Below are 11838 nucleotides of genomic sequence, written 5' to 3' on the forward strand. Positions count from 1 at the left end.
TTCGTCACGGCAAGCTCATGCTGCGACAGGCTCATGCTGCGACAGGCTCATGCTGCGACAGGCTCATGCTTCGACAGGCTCATGCTTCGACAGGCTCAGCATGACAACAAAAAAACGCCCCCTTTGTCATCCTGAGCCTGTCGAAGGACGAGCTTGTCGAAGGACGGCGGATGTGGCTAGGGTGTTTTGCTGCCGTCTTCTAGGGCGTCGAACTTTGCTTGGGCGATGCGCTTTACGTCGGGATCGTCGGTCTCGGTGGCGGCTTTGAATTGGGCGATGGCGAGTTGCGTCTTGCCTTGATCGCTGAAGACTTGCCCGAGCAGATAATGCAGCCGGCCGTCCTTCGGCGAAACGGCGAGCCCTTTGGCGAGAACCGACTCCGCTAGGGTGTAGAGCTTGTGCTGCTCGTACTCGTAGCCCAGATCGGTGTAGGCATCGATCGAGTACGGATATACCGCCAACGCATCGACGTAGAACGACACGGCTTTCTTCCAATCGCCGCGCGCGTCGGCGAGGTAGCCGAAATTGACCAGCGCCTCGGGTTGTTCGGGCTGCGCGTTGTGGGCGATCGCGAGCATCTCTTCCGCGTTCTTGAGGTCGCCCATCTCCAGATAGGTCGCGCCCAAATTTACCGTGCAGGTGTAGCCGTACGAATCCATCTTACGGCAGCGCTTGAAATAATCGACGGCGATCGGATACTGCCGTTCGTCGAGAAACGCCAATCCCAAGCCGTTGATCGCCATCTCGGAGTCGGGTGCGTTGTCGAGCGCCTTCTTAAAGTAAATGACGGCGAGATCGGGGCGATGGACGCTCGCGTAGACTTTGCCGAGTTCGACGTTCGCTTCGGGATCGGTCGGATACTCGAGGGCGATGCGAATTTTATCGTTCATATACGCGCCGAGATCGCCGCGAATCTCGTGCAGACGAACGAGATCGGGGACCGCATCGGTGCCGGGTAGGCTATGGTTGAATTCGTCAATGGCATCGTCGATGCGATTCTCGGTTGCGTAAACGGAGCCGAGGCGGTTGTGCGTCTCGCGATCGCGGGGCAGTTTTGCCAGAATGGCATCGTAGGTCGATTCCGCGCGCTTGAGGTCGCCGCGGCGATAGTAGAGATCGCCGAGCAAACGCGCCGGCGCCACCTCGTCGGGATGCGCGGCGACGTAGCGCACCAGGATCGAGATCGCCGCGTCGAGATTGCCGGCTGCAACTTTGCCGCGCGCCTCCTCCATCGCACCCTGCGGGTCCGACGGCATCGTCGTCGAGAGCGGCGGGTTGAGCACCAACCCGGCGCGCGCGCAAAGCGGCGTCATCGAAAGAGCCGCGCTCAGAAGGATCAACCCCAGAAGACGTGTCATCGTCGGAGCTCCACGTTGCCGCGAAAACGGTATATATGCGTTCGACGCGCAGCAAGCGATCACTGTGACCGCGCGTTTAGCAATTACGTCTTTCGACGGGCTCAGGATGACATTACATTGGGTCTGGGTAGGGGGACGGTGGCGGGTCGATGACGGGGCCTTCGGGATAGGGGGGTTCGCCGGGGGCGGGTTGGCCGGGCATGCCGGGGCCCGGGCCGGGATCGGGCATGGGCATTTCGTTGCGGACGCGTAGCGTGTTCATGGAAGGGTCGTACCCATTATCCGGCGGCTCGCTCGGTCGCGGAGGAGTGGGCGATGCAGTCGATCTCAACGCGAGCGCCGCGCGGCAACGCGGCGACGGCGATGGTCGAACGCGCCGGTTTGGCTTCGGAGAAGAAGGTCGCATAGACGTCGTTTACGGCGGCGAAGTCGTTCATATCGATGAGAAAAATCGTGGTCTTCACCACGTTGCCGAAGTGCATGCCCGCGGCAGCTAACACGGCTCCGAGGTTTTCCAGCGCGCGCTTGGTTTGGGCGGCGGCGTCGCCGTCGAGCAATTCTCCGGTGTTCGGATCGAGCGCAACTTGGCCGCTGCAGAAGAGTTCGTTGCCGGCGAGGACGGCTTGGCTGTAGGGACCGATCGGCGCGGGCGCCGCCTCGGAGCGAATCGGCTCGGCCATCAGACGCCGGCTCCTTCGCGCGACATCGTTCCTTTGAGACTGTGCGGACCCTCGACGATACCGAAATTGGCGGCGTAGAGCGCGGCGATCCGCTCCAGTTCCGCTCGGGTGAGTTCCGGTGTGGACGGTGCCGCCGCGAACTCGTGCAGTTGTTCGCGATTGTAGATGTTCGGCAGTACCGTCATCACGCGCGGTTCGGCCAGGAGCCACTGGATCGCGGCTTGGCCGAGCGTGCGTTCCGGAGTCTCGAGAAAACGCAGCTGTTCGACTTTCTCGACGCCGTTTATCAGCCACGATTGGGGGCGATGGCGCCGGTGATCGCCTTCGGGGAAAACCGTGTCCTTCGTATACTGGCCTTCGAGCATGCCGCTCGAGTGCGGAACGCGGATCATGAAACCGGTATCGGTTCCGGCATCGTCGGCGGCTTTGATCTGCTCGTTGCCGGGGAATTGTTCGAGAATATTCCAGATGATTTGCATCGACGGAACGCGGCGTTTCTGGACGGCGTCCACGCCCTCGTAGAGCCAGCCGATCGCCGGACCGAGAGCGATGCCGTACATGCGGATCTTGCCCTCGTGTTTGAACGCTTCTAACAATTCGAAGAGCGCGTCGTCGTCGATGTGCGTCATGCGCGCGTTGTGAAACTGGTAGATATCGATGCAATCGGTCTGCAGGCGGCGCAGCGATTCTTCGAGCGCGAAACGCAGAAACTTCGGCGACGTATCGTGCGGCAGTTCGCGCTCGCCGCGTTTGGCGTTCCCGGTCGTATAGAAGTCGTACCCGAACTTGGTCGCGTAGACCACCTTGTCGCGGCGATCTTTGAACGCGGAAGCGAGCTGCTCTTCGCTGCGGCCGTTTCCGTAGACGTCGGCGGCATCGAAGAACGTGATGCCCAGATCGAGCGCCTCCTGCAGCATCGCCACCGCCTGCGCGTCGGTCATCTTGCCCCACCAATCGGTGGCGGTGGTCCAAAGGCCAAAGCCGACTTCGCTGACGGCAAGCTCGCTGTTGGGATAGGTACGGTACTTCATGATACTCCTGTCTTCATCGGGGCGCTCGCGGATTCATGGGTGCTCAGGACAGCCCGCGCCGGTGGCGAAGGACGTAGTCGACATGCACTCCTCCGACTTTACTACCGCCGCGGCTTGGATCGATCGATATTTGTCGAGTCCGGAGGCCTACCCCGTGCTCTCGGCGGTCCTGCCGGGGCAGATTTCCGGCGCCCTTCCCGAGGCGGCGCCCGAAGAACCCGAGCCCTTCGCGGCGATCATGGCGGATTTCGAGCGTATCATTCTGCCGGGGATCACGCACTGGAATCACCCGCGCTTTTTTGCCTACTTCGCCACCAGCGCCGCGCCGGTGGCTGTCGTGGCCGAGGCGCTCGCGGCGGCGCTGGATGTCAAAGCGATGTTGTGGCGTACGTCGCCCGCAGCGACCGAACTCGAGGAAGTCGTGATGCGCTGGCTCGCTCGGCTGCTGGGCCTCCCCGATGCGTTCGACGGAATCATTTACGACACCGCATCGATCGCCGGCTTTACGGCCCTCGCCGCGGCGCGCGAATCGCTGGATCTGGGCATCCGCGAACGGGGGATGACCGGACGCCATCTTCCGGTGCTGCGCGTGTATATCACCGAGCATACGCATTCGCATATCGAAAAAGGTGCGATCGCGCTTGGAATCGGGCGCGAAAACGTCGTGCGAATCGCGTGCGACGACGCCTTTCGCATGAGCCCCGCAGCGCTCGACGCGCAGATCGCGGCCGACGTGGCGGCCGGCTACAAGCCGATGTGCGTGGTCGCCACGGTCGGCACCACGTCGACGACCTCGCGAGATCCGGTTGAAGAGATCGCGCCGATCGCGCGGCGATACGGCACGTGGCTGCACGTTGATGCGGCGTACGCCGGGGTCGCCGCCATCATTCCGGAGTTTCGCGATATCCTCGACGGTGTCGAACGAGCCGACTCGGTGGTCGTTAATCCGCACAAATGGCTCTTCGTGCCGATGGATCTCTCGGTGCTCTACGTGCGCGATCCGGAGCTGCTGCGACAAACCTTTAGCCTGATTCCGGAATATCTGCGCACGCCGGAGAGCGGCGTGCGCAACTACATGGACTACGGACTTCAGTTGGGGCGGCGCTTTCGCGCGCTCAAACTCTGGTTCGTGCTGCGGTACTACGGCGCGCGCGGATTGCGCGATCGCTTGCGGGCGCACGTCGGCTTAGCGGCGGAGTTTGCCGGGTGGGTCGAACGCGAGCCGAACTGGGAGTTGCTCGCACCGCATCCGTTTTCGGTCGTCTGTTTTCGCTTCGCCCCGAAGGGCCTCGGCGAGGAGGAGCTCGATGTGCTAAACGCGCGATTGATGGACGCGGTCAACGCGACCGGCGAGATGTTCATCTCGCATACAAAAATTCGCGATCGTTTCGCGCTGCGGCTGGCGATCGGGAACCTTCGCACGACGCGCGACGACGTCGAGGCCGCCTGGACGCTCTTGCGTCGGCACGCGCTCTCCGCGCAGAACCCGGCTGCATCGGTTGGCTGACGACGAACGCGGGGCCCTGCGCGCGCTCGCGACGGCGATCGACCGAATGCGTGCGGCATCGGACGCAGGCGCGATCGAACGTATCCTCGATTCGGAGCAACGGCGCGTCGGCGACGATGCCGCGGCGCTCGGCCTAGTGCGCCGCTGCGCCGATCTCGCGCTCGCGCAGCTCGCCCTAACCGGCGAGGTCGCATCGCTGCGCGAACGTTCGGCTCGGCTCGCGCACGACATCAAGGGGCCGCTGACCACGATCGTCGGATTCTCCGAGTTGCTCGAGGAACGAGCGCTCGCCGGTGAAGATGCGGATAAAGCGTTGCGGGCCATACGCGCCTCCGCGCTGCGGCTGGCCGATCTTACCTCGTCGTAAGCCGCTAGTAGAGCCGCAGGTACGCGCGATGCTCCCACGGGTGAACGGCGCGCCGGTAGCGTTCGTATTCGGCGAGCTTCGCATCGCGAAACGCGTGATAGATGTGATCGCCGAGCGAAGCCCGGACGACGTGGTCCGCATCCAGCTCGGTGATGGCCTGACGTAACGATTTCGGCAAGGTGCCGATACCGCGCGCGACGCGCTCGCGCTCGGTGAGATCGTAGGTCGAGCCGGCGAGGGAATCGCCGGGCAAACGCTGCTGCCGGATGCCGTCGACGCCCGCCCCGAGCAGAACCGCCAACGCGAGATACGGATTGCTCGCCGGATCGGGACTGCGCATCTCGACGCGTGGAGGATGCTGCTCGGGCGGCACGCGCACCAGCGCGTTGGCGCTTCGGTGCGACCACACGGTGTAGATCGGCGCGTCCCAAGCGGCGACCAGCCGTTTGTACGAATTGACCGTCGAGTTGCAGACGGCCGTGGTTGCGGGCGCGTGCGCGAGCAAACCGCCGACGAAGTAGAGCGTGGATGCATCGAGGCTCTCCGTGCCGCCCTCGCTCGCTCCGATTCGAAAGTCGACGTGCAGGCCGCTGCCGGCTCGATCCTCGAGCGGCTTGGGCATGAAGGTCGCGTCGAGGGCGAAGCGCGCGGCCACGTGTTTTGCGATCGTGCGCAGCGTCAACAGATTGTCGGCGGCCTCCAGCACGCCGACGTGCGCGAAATCGATCTCGTGCTGCCCCGCGCCGTGCTCGTGGTGCGCGCTCGCAACCGCAACGCCCATCCCGGAGAGCGCGTCGACGATCGCGCCGCGCGCGTCTTCACCGCGGTCGTTGGCGGAGAAATCGAAGTACGATCCGACGTCGGCCGTTTGCGTCGAGCCGAATTCGCTCCGATTCGCGTCGAAGAGGAAAAACTCGACTTCGAGTGCGACGGAGAGATCGTTTAGCGTCGACGTTGCTTCGGCGATCGCGCGTTTGAGCGTGCTGCGCGGACAGCCTTCGAATGGCGTCCCGTCGGGCATCGCGATATCGCAGATCAGGCGCCCTTCGGCGCGCTCGGGGCTCGACCACGGATAGAGCGCGAACGTGGCGGCGTCGGGTTTGAGCAGCATGTCGAGTTCCTCGCCGCGCACGAAGCCGTCGATCGAGCCGCCGTCGAAGGTCACCTTGCCGTCGAGCGCCGCCTCGAGTTCGCTCGCGGGAATCGCGACGTTCTTGCTGACGCCCAAAATATCGGCGAAGACCAATCGCACGAAACGAACGTCGCGTTCTTTGACGAGTTTGAGGACGTCGCGTTTGTTGGCGGGACGTTTATCGCTAGGAAGTGAGTGCATCGATCGCTATCGCCATTCGAAAAGTGAGCTGGTCGTGCGAGCTATCCAGCTTGCAGCCGCAGAGTTCGTTTATCTGTCGTAGCCGGTAGAAGACGGTGTGGCGATGAACGCTCAGCGCCTCGGCGGCCGTCTTGACGTTTTGACCGAGTTCGAAATACAGCTCGAGCGTTCGTTGCAGGTTCGTTTGGTGTTTCTCATCGTAGGCGCGCAGCGGCGCCAGCGTGCGCCGCGCGAAGGCTCGCAGTTCCGTCGCATCGCTTCCGCGCAGCAATAACGGGTACGCTCCGAGATCGTCGTAGGGCGCGACCCGCCCGCCGCCGTACACGCGCCGCCCGATCGCCAGCGCCACGTTCGCCTCGTCGAGCGAGCGCGCGATCTCGACGAACGAGGCGTGGGTGCCGACGCCGCCCGAGAGCCGAGCCAGCGGAACTCGCTTCGCGAGCGTTCGCGGCAGCAGGGTTGCGGCCGTACGCGCGTTGGCGTAGTCGATCTCGCGCGCCGCGGGTGCGAAGATGGCGAGCGTCGGTCCGCGATCGAGGATGCCGACCTCGGTCTCGGCGTTTCGAAATGCGTCGCCGACGATCGAACGCAGCGCTGCGGCGAGCGCCGCGCTCTGCGAGCCCTCGGCGCCCTCGGCTTCCAGCGCGATCGCCACATAACCCGACGAAAGAGCGATGCCGCGCGCCGCCGCGTCGTCGCGAGCGGCTTGCGCGTCGGGGTAGGCCCCGGCGAGCGCGCGTTCCCAAAAGGTCTGCCGCTTCCCAGGCGAACCGCCGAGATCGCGAGCGAGTTCCACGGCGATCGCACCCGCGGTCAGCCGCAGCCTCGGGGCGATGTTCTCGTACGTTTGGTCGCCGAAGACGGAAAGATGACCGAGCGGCGTATCGCCGGCATGGATAGAAACGACGTACCCGGCGCGGCCGTTCGAGAGCGGCGCGGGCGTGCGTTCGAGTCCCTCCGGGAGCATCGGCCGAACGCTGCCGGGCAATCCCGCGCCCGCCGCTGCGATGTGGCGCCACCGTGCGTCTTCAACCAGAACGCCGACTCCGGCATGCGATGCGAGGTACGCCGCGAGCGCCTTCGGGCCGCCGCCGGTCGCGGCGACCCGGCTCAGGCCTTCCGCAAACGCGACCAGCTCCTCGGCAGTCATTCTCGTTTCTTCGGACGAAGGGCATGACGGACATTCAATGCAGACGCATCCGTTCCAACACCTGCTCGCCTCGCTCTACGACGGAAATCCCGACGCGATCGCCATGTACGATCGCAACGGTCTGCTCGTGGCTGGGAATCCCGCGCTCTGCGAGTTAACCGGATACGCGCTGGGCGAGATCGCCGGAACGGCCTATCGCGAGCAGATCGACCGTCGCGACGCGCCCATGATCGACGCGGCGTTCGCGGCCGGCATCGCGGGATACACGCGCGGCATCGAAACGACCGTTCGCCGCAAGGACGGCTTCATCGTACCGATCGAGTGTCATATCTTCCCGGCGCGCGACAACGGCGAGATCGTCGGCGTCTTCGTGCAGGCGCGCGATATTTTGGCCCTGCGCTCGGCGGAGCTCTCGCTGGGCGCGAACCAGGAACGATTTCGCTCGCTCTTCGAGTACCATCCCGACGGGATTATGGAGATCCGCGCGGAGGGAACGATTTCCCGGGTGAACGTCGCGCTCGAGAGCGTAACGGGATTTCTCGGAGAGCATCTCATCGGCCGTCCGTGGGCCGACCTGCTCGCACCGGAATGTCGCGAGCGGGCCGACGAAGCGTTCGCGCTTGCCGGCGGCGGTGAAGCGAGCGAATTTGAGGCGATGCTCCTCGATCGTACGGGCGATCGGATCGACGTGCAATGCAAACTCGTTCCCCTGCGCGTTGCGGAGAAGATCGAAGGCGCCTATGCGATTGCAAAAAACGTGCGGGCGCGCCGGCAGGCGGAGCGTGCGATCGCGACGCAGTCCCAGCGGATTCGCGAACTCTACCTGCTCGCAGCCTCGCGTGAGGAATCGCTCGAGGTTCAGATCGAAAATGCGCTCGCACTCGGATGCCGCCTCTTCGAGTTCGACTTCGGCTATCTGACGACGTTCGACGGCGACTCGATCGCGATCGCCGGCGCCTTCGGTCGCGGCTCCGCAGTCGTTCGCGACGCACGCTATCCGCTCACCGAATCGTTTTCGCGCTACCTGACGGGCGCGCGCGAGACGCTGTTTATTCCCGATCTCGACGCGCCGCCGTGGAACGAGGACGACGCTCGCGAAAGCGCCCCGTGGCGCGCGTACTTTGGAGCCAAACTCGTCGTCAACGGGCGCGATTTCGGAGCCTTGGTCTTTACCAGCCGAATGCCTCGCACCGGCGGCATCGCGGATTTCGATCGCGACCTCATCCAGCTGATGGCCCTCTTCGTCGCTGCGGCCATCGAACGCGCGCGTCACGCCGAGCGGATCGAACAGCTCGCGTTCTACGACGCGCTCACGGGACTTCCGAACCGCGTGCTCTTCGACGATCGCATGAGCCAGACGCTGGCGGCGGCCAAACGCTACGATCGCAGTTTCGCGGTGATGTACCTCGACCTCGATGAATTCAAAGCCGTCAACGATACCTACGGCCATCCGGTGGGAGATCTGGTTCTCAAGGGCGTCGCCGACCGGCTCCTCTACTCGCTGCGGGAGAGCGACACGATCGCTCGTTTCGGCGGCGACGAGTTCGTCGTGCTGCAGCCGGTGATCAACGGCGCCGCCGACTCGGCCGATCTCGCGCGCAAACTCATCACCGCGATGCAGACGCCGATAGCGGTCAACGGCGTCGACCATGCGATCCACACGAGCATCGGGATCGCGCGCTATCCGCACGACGGTACGACGGCCGCCGAACTTATGGCGGGCGCCGACGCGGCGCTCTATCGCGCCAAGCACGCCGGCCGCAACCGGTGGGTGTTTAAGACCCCAGAGCCGGAAACATCGACTGAACCGTCGACACGATCGTAAGCACGCCGACGACGATGACCGTTGCCCAAGCGACCGTGTTGAAGACGACGCCGTTGGTCCACTTGCCCATCAAGCGTTTATTATTGATGAGTAGCAGCATAAGGACCAGCACGACCGGAAGGAGCGCGCCGTTTAAGACCTGCGAGTAGTAGATGATCGCCAGCAGCGGCGAACCGGGGATGATGACGACGCCGCCGCCGATGACGATGAGCGCAGCATACAGCCCGTAGAAGAAGGGCGCGTCCTTGAAGCGATTGTCGATGCCGCGTTCGAAACCGAACGCTTCGCAGACGTAGTACGCGGTCGAGAGGGGCAGGATCGAGGCGGTGAAGATCGCGGCGTTGAGCAACCCGATGGCAAAGAGCAGCGACGCGAATTTTCCCGCCAGCGGTACGAGGGCGGCGCCGACGTCCCCGGCGTCGTTGATTTGGATCGGGTGCGCCGAGTGCGCGTTGTGGATGAAGATGGTCGCCGCACTCGCGATGATGATGAAGAAGGCGATGATGTCGGTAATCAACGCTCCGGAGATGACGTCGACCCGCGAGTACTTGTACTCGTCTTCGCCGACGCCCTTATCGACGACCGCGGCTTGAATGTAGAACTGCATCCACGGGGCGATCGTCGTGCCGATCACCGCGATCGCCATGAGCACGTAGGCTCGGCTCGCCGTAAAGTGGGGGAAGATCGTCTGCTTGAGAACGTCGTGCCAGTTGGGGTGAACGAGAATGCCGCTGACGACGTACGAGAGATAGACCACGCAGAACGCAAAAAATACGCGTTCGACGACTTTGTAATTTCCGCGCGTAACCGCAAAAAAGATTCCCAGGGCCGCCACGATCACCAGACCGTCGGTAAAGAGCAGTTTCGGCACGAACGGGATATAGGCTTGAATGATCGGCGCCGCCGACGCGATCCCGGCGAACTCCGAGGCGGTGTTCGCCAAGTCGCCGAGCACGAAAACGACCAGTACCCAAAAGGCGACCTTGACGCCGAAGTTCTCGCGAATGAGATCGGCCAATCCCTTGCCCGTGATCGCGCCCATGCGCGCGCACATCTCTTGGGTAACGATGAGCGCGATGGTGACGGGCACGAGAATCCAAAGCAGCGTGTATCCGAACTGCGCGCCGGCAAGCGAATAGACCGTTATTCCGCCGACATCGTTGTCGGCGTTAGCGGTGATGATGCCGGGCCCGATGATCGAAAGAAACATCGCGATCGAGCGCCAGAGGTTGCGGCTCACGGTCTTTTTGATAACCGGGTTCGGACTCACGTCAACGGGTCTCGGCTTTCGCGGGCTTCGAACGATTGAACGTTAGGCGCGGCAGATTCTTGACCAGTTTTTCGGGCACGACGGCGTCGATCGCGTCGTCGACGGTTACGATGCCGAGCATTTTGCCGTCGTCGTCGACGACGGGTACGGCCAGCAGATCGTAGCGCGCGATCGTCGCGACGACGTCGCGCGCCGGCGTGTCGGAGTTGACCGTAACGATATCGGTCTCCATGATGCGTTCGATAAACGCGGTCGGCAGCGAGAGCAGCAGCGCGCGCAGCGTCAGCACTCCGAGCAGCCGGTCTCCCTTATCGACGACGTAGAGATAGTAGATGAACTCCGAGGACGGGGAGATCTCGCGAATCTTCTGAATCGTCGCTTCGGTCGTGCGATGCGGATAGATCCACACGTAGTCGGGGGTCATGAGACCGCCGGCCGTGTCGTCTTCGTATTTGGCGAGTTCGCGCAGTTCGCCGGCGGTGTATTCGTTCATCTCGGCGAGCAGTTCGGCTTGGGTCTCTTCGTCGAGCTCGTTGAGCAGATCGGCCGCATCGTCGGAATCCATCTCTTCGATGATATCCGCCGCGCGTTCGGTGCCGATGTCGTCGATGAGCGATTTTTGGGTGTCGGCGTCGAGATGCTCGAACGCGTCGGCGGCCGTTTCGTCGTCGAGCTGTTTGATGACGGCCGCCGCTTCGCGCTTGGAGAGATCGCCGATGATCTCCGCGAGCTCCGAGGGATGCAGGCGCGAGAGCTTGCTTTGCGTGACCGAGAGGCGCACGTCGCGCGGGGACATATCTTTGATCGGTGCGACCGAATCCCAGGCGATCATGGTGCGCGGCACGTTCTTGTAAATCCACGGAGTGAATCGCTTGCCGAACTGCTTGAGGCCGAGGCGACGCAGCAGGCCGCCGATGCCGACGTCGGCCGCGACCACGCGCAGATGGCCGCCGGTGCGAGCGACCTCGATATCGTTGATCCGCACGACTTTGCGCCCGTCGATATCGACGATTTGCTTGTCGAGCAGATCGGATACCAGATAGAGCGACTCGGTATCGTCCGGGGCCGAGTCCTTCGGCGTGATGGTTAAGGCCACGGTACCGTGCGAGTCGATATCGAAGACGGTGGCGATCGGCGCGAAGCGCAGTCCCTGCGAGGTCTTGATCACGAGACCGTCGATGTGCGGGAACGTTTCGTCGGGTGCGTTGACGCGAAAATCCGCGACTCGTCCAATTGAAAGCTCGTTGACGGTCGCCGCGCGGCCCACCAGCTCCGAGATAAAGCCCTCTTGGAACGTCATTTTTAATCACCTCCTCC

10 protein-coding genes are annotated in these 11838 nt (G+C 63.5%); 3 read left to right on the forward strand and 7 right to left on the reverse strand.

Annotation, left to right across the window (positions count from 1 at the left end; genetic code table 11):
- Window positions 1-176 precede the first annotated feature (176 nt).
- The 3 genes from VIG32_08295 to VIG32_08305 form a co-directional block, all read right to left on the reverse strand.
- Window positions 177-1358 (reverse strand): tetratricopeptide repeat protein, encoded by a 1182-nt coding sequence (locus tag VIG32_08295; GenBank protein HEY8298005.1) that lies wholly within the window; start codon window positions 1356-1358, stop codon window positions 177-179.
- 278 nt (window positions 1359-1636) lie between these two features.
- Window positions 1637-2038 (reverse strand): RidA family protein, encoded by a 402-nt coding sequence (locus VIG32_08300; GenBank protein ID HEY8298006.1) that lies wholly within the window; start codon window positions 2036-2038, stop codon window positions 1637-1639.
- Window positions 2038-3069, reverse strand: coding sequence for an aldo/keto reductase (locus tag VIG32_08305; GenBank protein ID HEY8298007.1), 1032 nt, complete (start codon window positions 3067-3069; stop codon window positions 2038-2040). Before VIG32_08305 ends, VIG32_08300 begins: the two co-directional genes overlap by 1 nt.
- 154 nt (window positions 3070-3223) lie before the next feature.
- Between VIG32_08305 and VIG32_08310 the strand changes: the two genes are divergently transcribed.
- Both VIG32_08310 and VIG32_08315 read left to right on the forward strand, forming a co-directional pair.
- Complete coding sequence (locus tag VIG32_08310; protein HEY8298008.1) at window positions 3224-4576, forward strand: pyridoxal-dependent decarboxylase; 1353 nt, start codon at window positions 3224-3226, stop codon at window positions 4574-4576.
- Entirely contained in the window at window positions 4569-4943 is a 375-nt protein-coding gene (locus VIG32_08315; protein HEY8298009.1) for a histidine kinase dimerization/phospho-acceptor domain-containing protein, read from the forward strand. Before VIG32_08310 ends, VIG32_08315 begins: the two co-directional genes overlap by 8 nt.
- Window positions 4944-4947: 4 nt before the next feature.
- Here VIG32_08315 and VIG32_08320 read toward each other — a convergent pair whose 3' ends face one another.
- Together VIG32_08320 and VIG32_08325 are read right to left on the reverse strand one after the other, a co-directional pair.
- Window positions 4948-6276, reverse strand: a complete 1329-nt coding sequence (locus VIG32_08320) for a glutamine synthetase family protein (protein HEY8298010.1) — start codon at window positions 6274-6276, stop codon at window positions 4948-4950.
- Window positions 6260-7426: a helix-turn-helix domain-containing protein gene (locus tag VIG32_08325; GenBank protein HEY8298011.1), complete on the reverse strand. Its 1167-nt coding sequence runs from the start codon at window positions 7424-7426 to the stop codon at window positions 6260-6262. The genes VIG32_08320 and VIG32_08325 overlap by 17 nt, the downstream gene beginning before the upstream one ends.
- Window positions 7427-7463: 37 nt before the next feature.
- On the opposite strand from VIG32_08325, the gene VIG32_08330 reads away from it, so the two are divergent.
- The gene (locus VIG32_08330) at window positions 7464-9251 is read left to right on the forward strand and encodes a diguanylate cyclase (protein HEY8298012.1); all 1788 of its coding nucleotides are present in this window, start codon (window positions 7464-7466) and stop codon (window positions 9249-9251) included.
- Here the strand turns inward: VIG32_08330 and VIG32_08335 are convergent.
- A complete protein-coding gene (locus VIG32_08335) occupies window positions 9202-10521 on the reverse strand; it encodes an Nramp family divalent metal transporter (GenBank protein HEY8298013.1) in 1320 nt (439 codons plus the stop codon). The genes VIG32_08330 and VIG32_08335 overlap by 50 nt on opposite strands.
- 1 nt (window position 10522) lies before the next feature.
- Window positions 10523-11821 carry a CBS domain-containing protein gene (locus VIG32_08340; GenBank protein HEY8298014.1) on the reverse strand — a complete coding sequence of 433 codons (1299 nt, stop codon included), beginning with the start codon at window positions 11819-11821 and terminating at the stop codon, window positions 10523-10525.
- Window positions 11822-11838: the final 17 nt, after the last annotated feature.

The organism is Candidatus Baltobacteraceae bacterium (assembly GCA_036559195.1).
Taxonomy (GTDB): Bacteria; Vulcanimicrobiota; Vulcanimicrobiia; order Vulcanimicrobiales; family Vulcanimicrobiaceae; genus JALYTZ01.